The 17,524-nt window shown below is 61.4% G+C and carries 15 protein-coding genes; 5 read left to right on the forward strand and 10 right to left on the reverse strand.

All coding sequences use genetic code 11. From position 1 onward, the window contains the following. Positions 1-107: 107 nt before the first annotated feature. Together ACYQ2I_RS16160 and ACYQ2I_RS16165 are read right to left on the reverse strand one after the other, a co-directional pair. Entirely contained in the window at positions 108-809 is a 702-nt protein-coding gene (locus ACYQ2I_RS16160) for a PTS sugar transporter subunit IIA (protein ID WP_460168067.1), read from the reverse strand. 292 nt (positions 810-1,101) lie between these two features. Further along, positions 1,102-2,982 carry a sulfatase-like hydrolase/transferase gene (locus tag ACYQ2I_RS16165; protein WP_460168068.1) on the reverse strand — a complete coding sequence of 627 codons (1,881 nt, stop codon included), beginning with the start codon at positions 2,980-2,982 and terminating at the stop codon, positions 1,102-1,104. A gap of 318 nt (positions 2,983-3,300) precedes the next feature. Between ACYQ2I_RS16165 and ACYQ2I_RS16170 the strand changes: the two genes are divergently transcribed. After that, complete coding sequence (locus ACYQ2I_RS16170; protein ID WP_460168069.1) at positions 3,301-4,677, forward strand: BNR repeat-containing protein; 1,377 nt, start codon at positions 3,301-3,303, stop codon at positions 4,675-4,677. Between the two features lie 33 nt (positions 4,678-4,710). On the opposite strand, the gene ACYQ2I_RS16175 is transcribed toward ACYQ2I_RS16170, so the two are convergent. Further along, positions 4,711-5,070: a tetratricopeptide repeat protein gene (locus ACYQ2I_RS16175; RefSeq protein WP_460168070.1), complete on the reverse strand. Its 360-nt coding sequence runs from the start codon at positions 5,068-5,070 to the stop codon at positions 4,711-4,713. A gap of 292 nt (positions 5,071-5,362) precedes the next feature. Further along, entirely contained in the window at positions 5,363-6,781 is a 1,419-nt protein-coding gene (locus ACYQ2I_RS16180; RefSeq protein ID WP_460168071.1) for a sulfatase family protein, read from the reverse strand. A gap of 228 nt (positions 6,782-7,009) precedes the next feature. On the opposite strand from ACYQ2I_RS16180, the gene ACYQ2I_RS16185 reads away from it, so the two are divergent. Continuing rightward, entirely contained in the window at positions 7,010-8,479 is a 1,470-nt protein-coding gene (locus tag ACYQ2I_RS16185; RefSeq protein WP_460168072.1) for a deoxyribodipyrimidine photo-lyase, read from the forward strand. Positions 8,480-8,542: 63 nt separating this feature from the next. Then, complete coding sequence (locus ACYQ2I_RS16190) at positions 8,543-9,463, forward strand: alpha/beta hydrolase (RefSeq protein WP_460168073.1); 921 nt, start codon at positions 8,543-8,545, stop codon at positions 9,461-9,463. A gap of 52 nt (positions 9,464-9,515) precedes the next feature. On the opposite strand, the gene xerC is transcribed toward ACYQ2I_RS16190, so the two are convergent. The 3 genes from xerC to ACYQ2I_RS16205 all read right to left on the reverse strand — a co-directional run bounded on the left by xerC (position 9,516) and on the right by ACYQ2I_RS16205 (position 12,067). Beyond that, positions 9,516-10,427, reverse strand: a complete 912-nt coding sequence (gene xerC, locus ACYQ2I_RS16195; protein ID WP_460168074.1) for a tyrosine recombinase XerC — start codon at positions 10,425-10,427, stop codon at positions 9,516-9,518. A gap of 62 nt (positions 10,428-10,489) precedes the next feature. Further along, complete coding sequence (locus ACYQ2I_RS16200; protein WP_460168075.1) at positions 10,490-10,735, reverse strand: hypothetical protein; 246 nt, start codon at positions 10,733-10,735, stop codon at positions 10,490-10,492. Between the two features lie 270 nt (positions 10,736-11,005). Further along, a complete protein-coding gene (locus ACYQ2I_RS16205; protein ID WP_460168076.1) occupies positions 11,006-12,067 on the reverse strand; it encodes a hypothetical protein in 1,062 nt (353 codons plus the stop codon). 307 nt (positions 12,068-12,374) lie between these two features. On the opposite strand from ACYQ2I_RS16205, the gene ACYQ2I_RS16210 reads away from it, so the two are divergent. Further along, positions 12,375-13,565, forward strand: coding sequence for a flavodoxin/ferredoxin-dependent (E)-4-hydroxy-3-methylbut-2-enyl-diphosphate synthase (locus ACYQ2I_RS16210; RefSeq protein WP_460168077.1), 1,191 nt, complete (start codon positions 12,375-12,377; stop codon positions 13,563-13,565). A 44-nt stretch (positions 13,566-13,609) separates the two neighbouring features. On the opposite strand, the gene ACYQ2I_RS16215 is transcribed toward ACYQ2I_RS16210, so the two are convergent. After that, positions 13,610-14,392 carry a hypothetical protein gene (locus tag ACYQ2I_RS16215; protein WP_460168078.1) on the reverse strand — a complete coding sequence of 261 codons (783 nt, stop codon included), beginning with the start codon at positions 14,390-14,392 and terminating at the stop codon, positions 13,610-13,612. 82 nt (positions 14,393-14,474) lie between these two features. After that, positions 14,475-16,229 carry an MFS transporter gene (locus ACYQ2I_RS16220; RefSeq protein ID WP_460168079.1) on the reverse strand — a complete coding sequence of 585 codons (1,755 nt, stop codon included), beginning with the start codon at positions 16,227-16,229 and terminating at the stop codon, positions 14,475-14,477. A 437-nt stretch (positions 16,230-16,666) separates the two neighbouring features. Here ACYQ2I_RS16220 and ACYQ2I_RS16225 point away from each other — a divergent pair, with 437 nt between their 5' ends. After that, entirely contained in the window at positions 16,667-16,855 is a 189-nt protein-coding gene (locus tag ACYQ2I_RS16225) for a Flp family type IVb pilin (RefSeq protein ID WP_460168080.1), read from the forward strand. Here the strand turns inward: ACYQ2I_RS16225 and ACYQ2I_RS16230 are convergent. Further along, positions 16,845-17,429 carry an NUDIX hydrolase gene (locus ACYQ2I_RS16230; RefSeq protein WP_460168081.1) on the reverse strand — a complete coding sequence of 195 codons (585 nt, stop codon included), beginning with the start codon at positions 17,427-17,429 and terminating at the stop codon, positions 16,845-16,847. The two genes, ACYQ2I_RS16225 and ACYQ2I_RS16230, sit on opposite strands and share 11 nt — an antisense overlap. Between the last annotated feature and the right edge of the window lie 95 nt (positions 17,430-17,524).

Genomic DNA, 17,524 nt, shown 5'->3' on the forward strand with positions numbered 1-17,524 from the left:
AGAATGATCACCTGCACGGCTCGCGGCCCCCCCAAGCACGCAAGCCCCGCAGTGCGAGTTTCATCTTAGTTCGCCCCGGCGCGCCTTGCCAGTTTGCAAAAGCACGATCAGAGTTTCGCTTCGAATTCGGCGATCAGTCGGCGCACCTCGTGCGGATCTTCGACTTCCCGCAGTTGCGGCAAAAAGTACGGATTGGCCATAAGACGGCTCAGGCGGGCCAACGTCCGCAGGTGGCCTCGATCATCGACCGAACATATCAGGAAGAAGCAGTCGGTCAGCACGCCGCGATCACTACCGAAGGGAATCCCGCGCGGCGTCCGACCGAACGCCAAAAAGGCCTCGCCCAGGATCGAGCTCATCGGCCGTCGTGGGTGCAAAAGGGCCGCGCCGTTTTCCAACGCCGTCGGGTACAACTCTTCGCGTTTGGCGACGGCTTCGGCCATGGCATCGACGTCCCACAGCCACCCGGTATTGGCGGCCACTTCGACCATTCGGCGAATGACGGAGTTTTTCGTGCGGGCCAGCAAGGGAATCTCAATCGCTTCGACGGGCAGCATATCGGCGACCGAGAGTGCCTGGGCCGACGCGTCCTGCGGGGCGAGGGTATCCTCCATCTGGGCCAGCTCGTCGTCATCCGATACGCCCATACGACGTTCGAGCCAATGATGGATTTCCGCCCGCGAAAAACGCCATTGCCCGCCCACCTTACGGCCCGGAATGTTCCCGCGTTCCGCCAGCCGCAGCACGCGATCGGGCGTCGTGTGCAGGTAGATAGCCAAACTTCGAACGTCGAAATCGCCGGTACTCATCGACGTGCACCACAAACACGTAAGGAAACGCGGGCGATCGCCTTTTCGGCGCCCCCGCAACGCAAAGCAGCGAAGACCTGTCGCCCCCGAGCCGGGAAAACCCTATTGTAGCGTCCTAGGGCGTTTTTCCCAGCCGCCGTTTTTTTGCGCAGGCCGGGCGGGGACGGCCCCCTCTACGTCGATCGGTGCGACGCCCCCTCTAGACAACGAACACGGGAGCGGACCGCGCGGCCTCGCTCCCGCATTCGATTTCGGTTCGCTTACCGCCGAAGCGGCAAGTGTCACGGGACGACTACTTCGTCAACCCCATACGTTCCAACCACCATTCTTTGAGGCGGGCACCGTAGCCGTCGACGCGGGTATCGTTCCACCCCGGTTCCCGCTTGTAGGCCTTCACCACGTCGGCCAGCGGGAGCGATTTTTCGCCCAGATTGTCGACGACCTCCAGGGCCATGCGGGAAACGTACGGGCCGTTCTCTCCGTAAGGGATCAACTCGGCAAGCGTGTCGAGGGCCTTTTTGAGATCTTTCTTCGAACCGTAATCGCCCAGTGCCCAGGCAGCGGCGATGCGAACGGCCTTGGCCTCGTCGTCCAATGCCTCGACCAAGGCGTCGTGGGCCTGCTCGACCGCCTTTTCGCCTCGCATACGGCACCCCAGGGCGCCCCAGTATCGAACAGCGCTATCCTCGTCGTGCATGGCCTCGATCAGCGCGGGCACCGAATCGGGATCGAGCGAGGACGCCAATTCGGCCACCGACAGGATCTTTTCCAACGGATACTTGTCGCTATGACCGTAGCTGTAGGGCGCACCGTCGCCGGCACGTTCGTGGATTTCGTTTTCGGGCAAGAAGCCCAAATCGCGAGTGTCGAGGATATGCTGTCGCAGCACGCGCCGCATCCCCTCCAGTACCCCCTGAAATTCCGGCTCGCCGGCCAGATTGTGGACCTCGTCGGGATCATTTTGCAGGTCGTACAACTCCTCCGGCGCCCGCGGCGTCTGCCAGAAGTACGCCTGCTCGGGCGTGAGTTTGCCCTCGTCGTACAGTTGCTTCCACACGCGGGTCGTCGGCGTGACGAACATGTACCCGACGTGTTGGCCCATCGGCAGATCGGGCCGGAAGTTGCGGATGTAGACGTAGCGACCGTCGGTCACCGACCGCATCAGGTCGGTACGTTCGTCCATGCGGCCGCGGAAACCGAAATTGTACTTCGGCGCGGGCGTCGCATACTTACCCAAAAAAGCGCGTCCCTGCATGTACTCGGGCGGTTTCTTCCCGGCTAGGCTGATCACCGTAGGCCCCAAGTCGACGAACGCGACCAGGCGTTCCGATTTTGCCCCTTCACCGTAGTCAGGCGTGGCCAAATGCCGATACTTCGGCGGAATGTACACGATCAAAGGCACCTGAAGGCCCGAGTTGTACGGACACCGTTTCGACCGCGGCATGCCGGAACCGTGATCGCCGTAGAAGAACACGATCGTATCGTCGGCCAAACCGGCGTCCTCGATCTCCTTCAGCCGTTCCGCCGCCCATCCGTCCATTTTCGTGATGTTGTCGTAATACTGAGCCCAATCTTCACGAACCTCGCGGACATCGGGGTGGTACGCAGGAACGGGAGCCGAATCGATGTCGTGAACCCATTCGTGCGGACGCTTGCGGATTTGGCTTTCGTGCGTTCCCGTATAGTTGAATACGGCAAAGAAGGGCTGTCCCGGTTTGCGGTTTTTCCAGTGCGCTCGCCCCGAAGACTCATCCCAGACCTCCCCCGGCTTGGCCAGGTTGTAGTCTTCCTTGCTGTTGTTCGTGCAGTAATAACCGGCTTCGCGGAGAATCTGCGGATAAAACTGCATGGCCTCGGGCAACTTCGTCATGCTGCGCATGTGCTGGGCCCCGGCGGTAGGCGCATACATTCCCGAGATGATGCACGTGCGTGCCGGCGCGCAAACCGGCGCATTCGACCAGGCGTGGAGATAGATCGTCCCCTTGGCGGCTAGGGCGTCGAGGTTCGGCGTGTCGGCATAGGTATCGCCGTAGCACCCCAGTTCGGGCCCGATGTCTTCGGTCGTCAGCCACAAGATATTCGGCAGGTCATCGGCCGCTCGCACTTGTGGAATCATCGAAAGCGCGGCGACCGTCGCCACGACGGCCGCACCATACACCCAAAATCGTGACATCGTCAATCTCCTTCCGTTTGACCGGTCCGGACTCGCGGCATCCCGTTGCAACAGCGGTGTTGCCGGAACGGACACCACATACCCAACGATCCCCCGCGACAAACGGCCGCCCGCACCCCGCGTCGTTCGGCGCCATTGCCGTCGACATGCGAAGCGGGTCTTCCTGTAGCAAGGCTGCATTGTAGTTCCCGCCGATCGGTCGTGCAAAATCCACCGCAGGCCGAAGACGATTTGCATTCACGGCTTCGCTCGACTATCGTCGGCACACGTCGAAGGGTGTTTATCATCATCATGTCGGACTCGTTCGGAGCCTTCCCCATGCGACGATGCGCGTTCCCCGTTGAAACGATACTCCCGACCTTGATCGCGGGATTGTGTCTTGCCGGTCTATTCACGGTTCAGGCTCAGGCGGTCGATTCGTGGCGCGTCGTCGATCGAATCCCGCTGGAAAAAGTGTGGGCGGGGCATCCGGTGGGCTTCTGCCTGCTCACCGAGGGCGATCATCAGTTTGCCGCCTATTACGATGCCGAGCGTCGCATGACGGTCGCCGCCCGCCGCTTGAACGAACGACGCTGGACGACCGTCAAGCTCGACGAGCAGGTGGGATGGGATTCTCACAACTCCATCACGATGGCGATCGACGCCACCGGCTGCCTGCATCTGGCAGGCAACATGCATGTCGATCCGCTGGTGTACTTTCGCACGGAAGAGCCGTACGACATCACCACCTTTCGGCGAGTGGAGCACATGGTGGGCGAACGGGAAGATCGTTGCACGTATCCGAAGTTTCTGACCGATCCCAAAGGACGTCTGGTCTTCGTCTACCGCGACGGATCCAGCGGCAACGGAGATCGGCTGTGGAACGTGTACGATGAATCGACCCGTCGATGGCGACGGTTGATCGACCAACCGCTTACCTCAGGAAAAGGCCTGATGAACGCCTACCCCAACGGCCCCCTGCAAGACTCAAGAGGCGTGTATCACATGATTTGGGTATGGCGCGACACCCCCGATTGCGCAACGAACCACGACCTGTCGTACGCCCGCAGCGTCGATCTCGTGCATTGGACCGACTCGACCGGCCGGCCGCTCGCCCTGCCGATCACCCTCGAAACGGGGGAAGTCATCGATCCCGTGCCGCCGGGCGGCGGCCTGCTCAACAGCAATATCCGCTTGGGATTCGACGGGCAGGACCGTCCGATCGCTTCGTACCACAAGTACGACGACGAAGGGAATCTTCAGCTATACAACGCGAGACTCGAAGCGCCCGGCAAATGGGTCGTCTACCGCGTCACCGACTGGAAGTACCGCTGGGAGTTCCGCGGTGGAGGCTCGATCAATAGCGAAGTGGGCCTCTCGGCCGTGCGAGTCGATGACCGTGGACGCCTGATCCAGGACTACCGGCACGTGAAATACGGCTCGGGACGTTGGGTGCTGGACGAAAAGACATTGCGTCCGATCGGGACGATTCCCCGGGAACGCCTGCCGCGAGAGATCGTCCGGCTGCAATCCGACTTTCCGGGCATGCACGTGCAAACCACGTGGGATCGCAACCTCGGCAGCGACGGCCCCACGGCTTATCTCTTGCGATGGGAAACACTCGACCGGAATCGCGACCGACCACGCCCGAAACCATGGCCCGCCCCGAGCGATCTGGAACTGTTCGTCCTCAAACGAATCGCCGAATCGGATTGAGGCGTGACTGCCTTGCCTCGGCAAGATCGTCTCTCAGCCGGACTGTCCGCCTTGCTGTTGCTGCTGTTGCTTTTGCAAGACAGCCACTTGGGCTTGTCGGGCACGCCACATGGCATCTTCGGCTTCGGCGATGCGGCCGGCCTTTTGGCAAATCAGGCTCAACGCCACGTAGCTGAAGGGATCTTCCGACTCCAATTCGCAGACCTTCTTGGCGTGCTCGACGGCCTTGTCGTGTTCTTCCTTCTTCTCGTAGAAAACTGCCAGCGCGGCATGTGCCAACGCGTAGGAAGGCTCCTGCTCGAGCAGCGCGTGCAATTTTTCGATGGCCCCGTCCAAGTCGCCTTGTTGCTGAAGGGCGACGGCTTCGTCGTACAGTTCGTGAATACTGGGCATGGAAGAACACTCGTGGTAGGTGAGACCGACAAAAAACGATCGACAAAATACAATCGGCCGCGGGCGGGACTTCGCAGGGCCTATCCTGCTTTCGAGTCCCCTTCGCGTCGGCGGCCGATGCTTCGACAATTCCGCTGAGCATGACAGCTCCCGCGGGAAAGAGCGGCTATCGGCACGCCCCCCCGGCAGAGCGGACACTTCCTAAGTTTACGCAACCGGAGCCGATCGGGCCAGTGCCGCGTTTCGCCCGCGCAGCTCGAAGTAGAACCCTCGACGGGGAATGCGCACCGCTTCAATCGTCGGACGGCCAGGGATAATCGTTCTTTCCGGCAGCATCTTCGATCAATCCCGGCGGAAGCGTCTTCTGCCAAGCCAGCACCTCGGCGGCGAGCCGCTCGACCACCTCGGGGTAGTCTTCGGCTTCGTTCTGATACTCGCCGGGATCAGCGACTACGTCGTACAGTTCGACGCGTGAACGATCCGGATTCATCAGCAGCTTCCAGTTACCATCGCGAATCGCCAGCATCGGACAACGATTCCACGGGTGGTTGAACACTCGGAACCGCCATTCCCACATCAACGGCGAAGAACGCTGGTACGTCTCGTCGCCCCGCAGCGCGGCCGCGAAACTTTCGCCGTGCATCACTTCACGCAGGTCGTCGGGGACTTCCGCCCCGGCCAGCTCGCACAACGTAGGCAGCAAGTCGACGCCCGAAATGATCGAATGATCGTTCACTTGTCCTGCAGGAGCCGCTTTCGGCCAACGGGCGATGAACGGCACGCGGATTCCCCCCTCGTACAGACTGCGTTTTCGTCCCCGCAACGGCCCCGGACTGCCGTAGGCCGACCAGGTCGCGTTGCTGATGTCGATGTCCTCGGGGCCGTTGTCCGACGAAAAGATGACCAACGTGTTCTCGGTCAATTTCAGTTCGTCCAGCTTATCCAAAAGCCTGCCGATCTGGCGATCCATCTCGGTCACGGTTGCAGCGTATACCATGTAGGGACTGGTGAAGCCTTCCGGCTCGCCCCGGCGGAATCGCGCCATCTGCTCGGGACTCGGTGCCAGCGGGGCATGCGGATCGTTGAACCACACCTGCATGAAAAACGGCGAATCGCCCACGTGTTCCAATTCTGCGGTTGCCGCATCGACCAACTCTTTCGAAGCGTGCGGCCGTTCCGCGACGCTCCAAAGATTGCGTTCGCCCTCGCGCACGTCGATCCATCGCGCGACATCGAACCCGTAGGCCTCCAAGCCGTTCGAGCCGGAGGGCCGCCCCAGATGCCATTTGCCGATGTGAATCGTCTTGTACCCGGCTTGTCGCAACAACTTCGGCAACGTGGGCACCGACGGATCGAGCAAGTCCGGCATGTCACGGCGGACGTTTTGTTCGTGCGTTGCCAAATGGCCGTGGATACGCATCTCGGCCGGATAGCGACTCGTCATCAGGCTGCACCGCGCGGGCGAGCACACCGATCCGTTCTGGTAATAGTGCGTGAACAGGATGCCTTCTTTCGCGAGTCGATCGAGGTTCGGCGTACGGAACCGTCGATTGCCGTAGCAACTTGGATCGCCCCACCCCAGATCGTCGGCCAACAGAAAGACGATGTTCGGTCGCGGCGGCTCGGCGGCCCTCGCAGAACGTCCCGCCTGTCGGAGAAATCCGAACCACGCGATTCCCGCGGCCAACAACACGATTCTGACGAATCGCATTCGCTCGGTCATTCTTGCACCTCTCGCTGTCGCTGGAGATTCCTTGATTGTTTTGCTTGTCGACGACGATCGCAACAGACTCCCGCCCGTGCCTATCCTATTTCGCCGAGCCCCGAAAACAACCGTCCAACGGCGTGAGCGCTTTTCTTTCGCCCCGCGCCGCGCTACCATGCAGCGTGCCGTACCATCACACATCGCAGGCTGCCCTTTCACGAGAAGACGAGCACGATGTCGGTTCCTTCGTCGCGACGGCGTATCGAGAACGACAGACCGATCCGCGACGGCGCGTTCGTGTTGTACTGGATGCGAACGGCCCGCCGGACGTCGTGGAACTTCGCCTTGGACCACTCGCTGGCACATGCCGAAGCGTTGGGCGTGCCCCTGTGCATCGTCGAAACGGTTTCCCTGCATCGATGGATCGGACGGCGTCACGTGATGTTCGTCGCCGGCGCGATGACCGAACATGCGGCCTGGGCGGAACGATACGGTGTCGGCTATGTACCCGGCGTCCTCCGTGACGATCGGCCCGAGCTGGTCACGCGCCTCGCCCGCAAGGCGAGTCTCGTCGTCGCCGACTTGGGCGTGCTCCGTGAAGATCGTTGCGCCCTCAAGCATTTGGCGGACGATTCACCCTGCCGGATCGAATCGATCGACGGCCTGGGCCTCTTCCCCGTTGCAGCGACGCCGCGGGCGTTTCCCTCGGCGCACGGTTTCCGGCGTTTCCTTCAGAAATCGTTACGCGACCATCTGCTCGACGCGCCGAACCCGTCACCGACACCGCATGAAGGCTTGCCGCGTTGGACGGCGCCGACAGGCGACTCGCTCAAATTGCCGAAATCGGCGATCGAAACCGGCCGCATGCTGTTGCAGGCTGGCCGCACGAACGATCCGTCGCTGCTGCGGAAAGACTTCGGGGCGACCGACGAGGTCGTTCCGGCGACCGGAGGAATTGCCGCGGCGAGGTGCATGCTCGAAGCGTTTCTCCGCGACAAACTGCCGAAATACGCAGCAGGCCGCAATCACCCGGACGACGACGCGACCAGCGGCCTGTCGCCTTGGCTGCACGAGGGGTTTCTTTCGCCGCACGAGGTATTCGCCCGATTGGCCGACAACTGCGGTTGGTCGCCGGACGACCTGGGAAAGGCCAGTCGAGGCTCGCGCGAAGGTTGGTGGGGAATGCCCGAATCCCACGAGGCGTTTCTCGATCAACTCGTCACCTGGCGCGAACTGGGAATGAACATGTGCTTTCACCGCGACGACTACGACGCGTACGCATCGCTGCCCGACTGGGCGAGAGAAACCCTCGAAGCACACGCCGCCGACCCACGTCCGTACTCCTATTCGCTGGAACAGTTCGCCGCGGCAGGAACGCACGATCCCTTGTGGAACGCGGCCCAACGGCAATTGCGGCGGGAGGGCGTCATTCACAATTACCTGCGGATGCTGTGGGGCAAGAAGATCCTCCACTGGACACCCACGCCCCAAGACGCGCTTGCCGTCATGATCGCGCTGAACAACCGTTACGCTATCGACGGGAATGATCCCAACTCGTATTCTGGTATCTTCTGGGTACTGGGCCGCTACGATCGTGCCTGGGGTCCGGAACGACCTGTTTTCGGTAAGATACGCTACGTGACCTCGGAAAGCGCCGCCCGCAAACTGCGACTGAGAGTCTATCAAGATCGCTATTCCGAGTGATCGTCGCGATGGCTTCCGGCTCTTTCTCTTGGGTTGTGTCGACAGAAACGATCACCCGTCGCCATGCAAGAAACACAACGCACCTTCACGGTTCCCGACACTCCGGCGGGCCGCGGCACTTTGCAACTGTTTTCGCGGCATTGGTCGCCCGAAACGCCGTGCAAAGCGACCGTCTTCGGCGTGCACGGGATCTGTGAGCATTCCGGGCGATACGCCCGTCTCGCCGAGGACCTGACCCGCGCCGGATACGCCTTGCGGATGATCGACCTGCGCGGCCACGGCAAGTCGGAAGGTCCCCGCGCGCACGTACAACGCTTCGATCAATACCTCGACGACGTCGACGCCGTCTTGTCCGAACTCGAAGCCGAGGGTGCGTATCCCGATTTCCTGTTGGGGCACAGCATGGGCGCCGCCATCATGGGATTGTACGGGGCGCTGCGCCGACCGCCGGTGAAAGGCATCATCCTCAGTGCGCCGCCGGTGATCGTGGGCGGGCCGATGATGCCGCTATTGCGTTACGTCGCCCTGACGATCAGCCGCCTTTTTCCCGGTTTGCGGTTGGTCAAGATGAATACGCCCGTCTTGATGAAGTTCGGTGCCAAGTATCTCAGCCACGATCCTCGCGTGGTCGATGATTTTCGCAACGATCCGCTGGTATATCGCGGCCGATTGAGTACGCGGCTGGCAGGAGAAGTCTTGCAAGCCTCGCGTCGCCTTCGCAAGGTCGCCGCGCGCTTCCAGACGCCGCTGCTCTTACTACACGGAACCGGGGATGTGCTTGCCCGAGCCGGCGGCAGCGAACTATTCCATCGGCTGGCGGGCTCGCACGACAAGACTCTCAAGCTGTATCCCGGTTTTTATCACGAGGTCCTCAGCGAGACGGAACGCGACCGCGTCGTCGCCGACGTTATCGCGTGGCTCGATACGCACCTTGAACCGTCCAACGCCGACGACGCAAGCGACGTCGGCCGGTCGCCATTGTGATCTACACCTGAAAGCATATTTCGCACGAAGACAGCCGATCCGCCGCTGACGCCTACTTGCGTGCCTTGGCGCGGGGATGCGCCTTGCGATACAGCTCTTGAAGTCCGGTGGTCGTCAGGTGCGTATAGATTTGCGTGGTGGCCAGGCTCTTATGCCCCAACAACTCCTGAACGCTGCGGATATCGGCCCCGTTGTCCAACAAGTGCGTGGCGAAGCTGTGCCGCAGTGAATGGGGCGTCGTGCGGGCATCGAGCCCGGTTTCTTTCAAGTATTTTTCCAGCATGCGGGCGACGCTTCGCGTCGTGATTCGCCGGCCGAACCGGTTCACGAAAACGGGACGATCGGGACCGTCCGGCTCTTTCGGCGACACCTTGCGAACCTCCAACCACCGCCGCAAGGCCGAAACGGCATAGCGGCCCAACGGCGCAAGCCGTTCTTTCTTGCCCTTCCCCCGCACGCGAACGACGCCCGCCCGCAAATCCAAGTCGCCGTCGTTCAGGCCCACCAGCTCGCTGATTCGCAACCCGGCGGAATACATCGTCTCGAGGATCGCCCGATCGCGACGCCCCGCCGGTTCGTCGGCAGGCGGCGCTTCGAGCAATCGCTTCAACTCGGAGGACGAGAGACAGTGCGGTAGTTTTCGCCGTTGTCGCGGGTTCCGCAACGGCTTGGCCGGGTTCTGCTCGATCCAACCTTCGCGTTGTCCGAACTTGAAAAAACTACGCATCGAGGCGAGCCGCCTCGCGATCGTCGAGGGCGCATATTCGGCGTCGTGCAACGCGGCCACGTAACCGCGCAAATCGAAGACGGTCACCTCGTTCGGCTTCGGCAACCGCCCGCCGTGCAACTCTTTCAGATAGTCGCACAGCGCGAAAAGATCCTCGCGATAGCTTTTGATCGTCAGATCCGAGGCATTCCGTTCGACGGCCAAGTACCGCAAGAATCGCGCCACGGCAGTTTGCATGGGAAGTACTCGACGGGCGTCGTTCCCGAGAAATGACCAGACGGCTCGCGGGACCTCGAACGTCAGAAGAGCTCGTCGGGGTCGGCCGGCTGAGCCATCTGAAAGCGATTGTGCAACACGCGTTTTTTCGCCTCTTGCCGGATGCGCTGGGAGAGGACGGCGGCATCATACCACGTGAAACTCAACTCGGGATTGGACGCGTACCGACCGAGTGTCCGCAGTACCTCCGCCCGGTTGTCGTCGTCGTACAGAAAGACGTACCGCTCGTCACCCTTGATGAGGGCCACCACGCTGATTTCACGGCTCACGTCGCAATTCTCCCGGCAGTCGTACAATCGCCAAGGGAAAAGGTTCGGCGATCGGGCAATGAACACTCACCCGCCCCGCACCGGCTCCTCCTCCCGGAAGGTGTTCCGGTTTTCCAAGATCGGCACAAACCGACTCGTTCGTTTCTTCGGACATCCCGACCGAGAAAGATGAATCCTTCCCGTCGCTTTGTCTCACCCCTCTAAACCGCACCAGTTTTTCTGTTTTGCCTATTTTCCGGTAGTTGTTCGGGATTCGCTGCTGGTTGCCGGTTACCGCATTTTGGGAAATCGCCACACGACTTCCGATTTGCCGGCTCCGCCTCGGGCGGTCAGCATTTCCCAAATGTGCATCCGACAACAAAAGCGGATGAAATCGTCGCTGCGTTCGAGATACGCCTGCCAGCCGCCGAAGCGTGCTTCGTTGCGAAATTCGTAATACTCAGCCAACGCCGCGGTGAAATCGGGGTCGTTCCCGTGGTAGATCTTCGTATGCCGCAAGACCGGCTCGTCGCTCGGCAAACAGGGCGCCGGCGAAGGCTGCGGACCGGGCGGCACCAATCCTCGCGGGTCGGGCCAATCGGCAGGCAACGCGGCGGCACGACGTTCCGCCCGGGCGAAGATCGTCCCCACCGCCGATCCCGAAACCGGCGCGTCGTACCCCGCCGGACGAACCCGTGCATCGCTCATTTCGTCGGTCGTATCGCCGGGGACCGCTTGCGGCGACTCGCTTTCCGGAGACATCGGGCATTGCGGTGTTTGCGTCGCCAGTTGTTCGCGGGCGAGTGCGAATTCGGCCTCGAAGACCAGGCGATCGGGAATCTCGGTCTCTTCGGCGGTCCCCCACGGCAGGCCGTATCCCGGTGGAATCGGATGAAAGCCCGGATTCGCGGCGTACCATTCGACCTGAAGCCCCAACCGCGGCGGATAGTAGGGATCGTATTCGGTAATTGCGCCGATGACGACCGCATCGGCTCCCAGGATTTGGGCCAACCGCCGTGCCTCGGCCGCGCCGGTCAGATTGATGTTGTTCGACCGCATCGCCTGCTCGACGACGCTCACCGGGATGACCTCGAACCCCGGGATCTGTTGCAATTCGTTGTAGTAGGCGTTTGCAAACCGTCGTCCGTCGACGGTCGGTTCGGCGCTCAAGTTGAAGAAGGGCGCGACGGCCACTTTCGCCAACTGTGGAAACGGATTGTGGACGGTGGGCCGATGCCGGACGACCGGCATCATCGAGCAACCGCAAGCCAGCAGCACGATCGCCGCCGATATTGCGCACGCGACGCCCGTCGTCGCTCGTCCGTGTTCGTGTTTGGCTCGCCGGGAACCCATCGGGACCCTTCGCTCACTCGAACCACAATTCGTGCCCGCGCCGCACACCACCTCAAAGCAGAGACCTTCCGCGGCAGAACCCTTATCGTCAAACCCGCCCCATTTTCTCCAGTCACAACAACCGGAAAACTTCATTTTTCCGCTACACTCGGGCCGTTACCCCGAAAATCCCTCAGAAAAGCCGCGTTCGGATACGCTCGGGGTACGGGGCTCTCCTCTAGCAAGGGCACGAATCGGGTTGAAACCGGCCGACCTGCCCCAAACAATGAGGGGAGAATGTTCGCACACCCCCCTGCTTGAGGGAAACATGGCACCTGAAAACGCGTCTCGCAAAAGCGAACCACGTCCCCCCCGGAAGCCCACGCGGGCCGTTCCCATCGGCTCGATCACGATCGGCGCCGGACATCCCATCGCCGTCCAAAGCATGTGCGCCGTGAAGACCCAAGACGTCGATCGGGTCGTCGCCCAGATCACGATGCTGGTCGAAGCGGGGGCCGACCTGGTCCGCGTGGCCGTCGATTCTGCGCGGGACGCGGCCGCGTTGCCCCGCATTCGCGAACACACGCGGGCGAATCTTTCGGTCGATTTGCAAGAGAATTACCGTCTGGCCGAGCAAGTGGCCCCTTACGTCGACAAGCTGCGGTACAATCCCGGGCATTTGTACCACCACGAGCGTGAAAAGGATTGGCGAGACAAGGTGCGCTACCTGGTCGAAATCGCCCAAACGCACGACTGCGCGCTGCGCGTGGGCGTCAACGCCGGATCGGTCGATCCCGAAAAACTGGATCGCTATCCGAACGACAAGCTCGCGCCGATGTTGGCATCGGCCGAAGAACACTGCGATTTGCTGGATCGACTCGGCTTCACCCGCTATTGCGTGTCGTTGAAAGACTCCGACCCGGCACACGTTCTCGAGCTGAATCGCCGGTTCGCCGCGATTCGCCCCGACGTGCCGCTGCACCTGGGCGTCACCGAGGCCGGAATGCCGCCGGAAGGCATCGAGAAAACCCGTCGTGCCTTGGAACCGTTGCTGTGGGAAGGGATCGGCGACACGATTCGCGTCTCTCTCACGGTTCCCAACGACCGCAAGCACGAAGAGATTGCCGCCGGCCGCATGATCCTCGAAAACGTGGCGAGCGGAACGATAGCCGACGATCGCGTTCCGCAATCGCGCGGCCTCGACATCGTCAGTTGTCCGAGTTGCGCCCGCGTGGAAAACGAAGCCTTCGTCGAATTGGCCCAAACCGTCCGCGAGGCAACCCGATACGCGGCCGACTATCCGTTCACGATCGCCGTCATGGGCTGCCGCGTAAACGGTCCCGGCGAGACGGACGATGCCGATTTGGGTTTGTGGTGCGGTCCGAACTACGTCAATTTGAAACGCGGTCCGGAAACGATCGGCCGTTTTTCCTACGACGAAGTCGTCCCTCGCCTGTTGGAAGAGCTCGATGCCTTGATCGCGCGGCGCATCGGCCAAGGCAACGATACGTCTTCGTAAGAAGTCGGCAACGAAACGACGCGTTTGCGGCCGATTTCGAACAGCTACGAATTGCCCGCCGCACGGCGTTTCTCAGGATCTTCGATTACCGTCAACTTGTCCGGCGGCACGTAGAACTTGAAGTAACGTTTGCCGTTGCTATAGCGGGCGCCGCGGGGGTTTTCGACCAACACGGTCGCCCGGCGGGTAATGCGGTTCACCAGCCCGACCAGCCGACGTCCCTCCCACTCGAACGCGACCATTTGCCCGGGGCGCACGCCGAATTTGCGATAAGCACGAACGGCGGGCGTCACGAGCATGTGACAATTGGTCGTGTGGCCGAAGATGCGTCGCGCCATGTCCTGGAATCGCGGACGACTGCAACTCGTGTTGCCGTACAACACGCCCTCGACCAGGTGAATCAACTCGTGCTCGACGATGCACTGCAAGGCGTCCATCCGATTACGACAGACGATTCCTCCGACTTCCAGCGAGTCGGTGCCGTCTTCGAAAGAACTGAAGATGATCGACGACGACACCTGGATCGTCACCGTCAAGAGTCGTTTTTTCGACCGGTCGGCATACTTGAACCGCGTGTTCCCGGCCGAGCGGACCAATCGGCGAGAGATGTCGAAACGCAACAACTCGCCCCAATCCAGCACGATGCGGTGCTCGAAAAAATGCCGATCGTACAGCCACACGAGGTTCTCGAGATCGAGCGTCGAAAACCCCGAAAAATTCGGCCCGTCGATCACGTCGGCTTTCGCCAGCAGCGATTCTCGAACGTGCCTACGCTTTTCGGCGACGACGGGTTCCGGGTAGCACAGCGTCTCGATGAACTCGCGCACTCGGTCGCACTCCGTAGCCTGACCTCGAAACCGAACCGCGGCGACGAGCCGAACCGGAAACGAATCCGATCGCCCCGTCGGCTCATTCCGGCAACGGCTGATCCTTCGTTTCGGGTGCCAGCGGCAACACCAACACGCCCAACAGGAAGAACGCACACATGGTCACGCCCGCCCAACGCATCGGCTCTTCGGTTCCCGCGAAGACGAACCCGCTGAGCGTTCCCAGCAGTGCCGGTCCCGCCGCCGAGACGTACCGGCCGATGTTGTAGCAGAACGACGTCCCCGTGCTGCGCAGCCGCGTCGGGAACAATTCGGGGAAGTAAATCGCGTATCCGCCGAACACCGAAAGCTGGCAGAATCCCATCAGCGGCACCATCCAGTACACATCGATCGGATCGTTCATGAACATGAACGCGATGACCGTGCTGACCAACGCCGCCAGGAAGAACAACGCAAACGTCGGTCGCCGTCCCAAGTGTGTGGTCACGATGCTGAAGGCATAGATACCGAAGAACGCACCGATATTGAACAACAACGAGGTGATGCTGCCCCACACCGCGGTGCGGCCGTCCATGTCCTTGTTCCGAGTTCGAATGCGGTCGACGTGTGCCGCCACGGTCCCCAAATCGCCTTCTTGCTCGGCCAACAGTTTTTCGCGTCGGGTGCGGTCCTCGGGCGACTGCGTCTTGCGCTTGGGCGCGAACACATCCAAGGGCGTCGCTCCGCCGCTCGGTTGCGACGGCGCATCCAGCAAGTCGAGCGCCGCCTCGGGCGTGACGGGTTTTCCCGCTTCTTCCAGGGTCAGGGCCGCCGCCAGCAACAGCGAAGCGTCCTGATCGTGCCGATCCGTGCCTAAGAGGTCTTTCGGCGAAATCTCGGCGTCTTTCAGTTCTTCGAGCGCTTGCGGCTCGCGATATACCAGCGCGACCAGTTTCAAATCTTCATCGGCCTGGCCTTCGGCGCGATACTCTTCACGAAAGCGTTCCCGGAAGATGCTTTGGTTCAAGTCGATCGAGAAGAAGCCGATTCCCCACAGTCCGATGACGCCGGCGGCGGCGATCGTGATACCCACCAGTACGTTCTTGCGCCATCGCGGATCGCCGAACAACTCGGCGATCGACCCGGCTTTCTGCTTCTTGCCGTCGCCTTCTTTTCCGCCGACGGACTGCTTCCAGCGTTCCGGCTCTTGCAACCGCATCATGACCAACACCGCCAAGAAGGCGGGCAGAATGCCCACACCGAACATGAGCCGCCACGGCTTCACGTCGATGGCTCCGGCCAACAACAACTGCGCCAGCACCAATCCGATGAGTCCTGCCGCCATGTTGCCGAAGGCCGAAAACGCCTGGAGCATTCCCAGCGCTCGCGGCCGTGCCCGATCGGGTAGCGTCTCGGCCACCAGCGCGGCCCCGAGCCCGAACTGGCCGCCGATCCCCAACCCGGCAATGAAGCGATATGCCAAGAAATCCCAGATCGTCACCGAAAAGGCCGACAAGCCGGTGAACAGCGAGTAGCCCAAGATGGTCAACACCATCGTGCGGGCGCGCCCCCAGCGATCGCCCAATATACCGAAGATGATGCCGCCGGTCGCCCAACCGATCAACATCAGCGAGGTCGAAAGCCCGGCGTAAAAGCTGACGGCATCTTTCGTCGGCGATTCCAACAACGATTGGACCGCCGGCTGCCGGGCGATATTAAACAACTGCTGATCGAACGTGTCGAACGCCCAGCCCAACGTACACACGATCAATACGAACCAGTGATATTTCGTCAACAACTTGTACCAGGGACGCTTGTCTTCCGCGACGGCGGCGGACGTCTCGGGCGATTGGCTCATGGAGCAAACTCCTCCGGCGATGCCAATGGTCTACATCGGGATTTCACGAACGCTCGTGTCGAAACGGCAAACCGCACCGTCTCAAGATCGGACGCATTATCAATCGAGCTTCGGCGCGTGTCCAGTCGCGAGCCGGATTTCGGAGGAGAATTCAATCGGCATGATGCGTTCTTTCGACAAAAACCGCCGACACACACCAGTCGACAATCGACTGCATGTCGAGCGAGAGCAACCGGTGTCGCCCTTGCTCGTTCCGCGACGTGGCCCCCTGTTTGACTATCATGCGGGGTGAGATAGGGTTGTGATGAAGTCCCTTTGTTCGCGTCTCTTCCGATTCGGGGCTTCTCGATTCCGCGGTCCCACGACCGGGGTTGAACCATGCTCATCAATAGAACGTTTGCAATCCTTATCGACGATCAACCCATTCGGGTAGCATCATGCGTTTCGTGCAGATTCTTCAACGGTTCGTACGGGAAGATGAGGCGGCCACCGCCGTCGAGTATGCCGTCATGCTGGCGTTCATCTTAATGGCCTGCATCGGTGCGATCAGTTCATTCGGCAGTGAGACGGGAGGACTTTGGAGCGGTATCACCGGCGACTTGTCGTCCGTCGGCTTCATTCCGTAAATCCCGCGACCGGCAACCCCGAAAACCACACGCTGCGCGCGTACAACAGGGCGAGAAGCGTCTTGCCGTCGATCGCACCGGCGTCGGCCGCCTCGCCCAGGCGAGCCCACAGCGACGTCCAGTCGAGTTCGACGACGCGGATATCTTCGTCGGCCTCGGTACGTTGCGTGCCCGGCTCCAGATCGGTCGCCAGGAACAAGTGCATCCGTTCGCTCAACAACCCCGGCGACGGCATGAACGTGAACAGGTGCTTCAGTGATCCGGCCAGATAGCCGGTCTCTTCGGCCAGTTCGCGACGCGCGGCTTCGGTCGGGTCTTCGCCCGGTTCGAGCGTCCCCGCCGGTATCTCGAGCAATCGGCCGTCGATCGTGTGCCGGAAGTTTTCAATCAACACGACCCGCAGCGGATCGCGCGAGGCGATCGGCAAAATCGCGACGGCCCCCGGATGCTCCAAGTAATAACGCGGCTTCACATGCGAAAACGTGCCCGTCGGTTGCGCCTTCACGACATGCACTCGCCCGGCACGAAAGACGGTTTCGCAGCGTTTCCCGTTGCCGCTCACATCGTCGGTCACAATCGCTCTCCTGTTCACCCTCGGCAAATTCGGCTCACCGGGCACGGTGAAAACACCTCAGCTCAATGCGCACACCCCGGCCCTGCGACACGATC

The sequence above is a fragment of the Thermostilla marina genome, assembly GCF_054657455.1.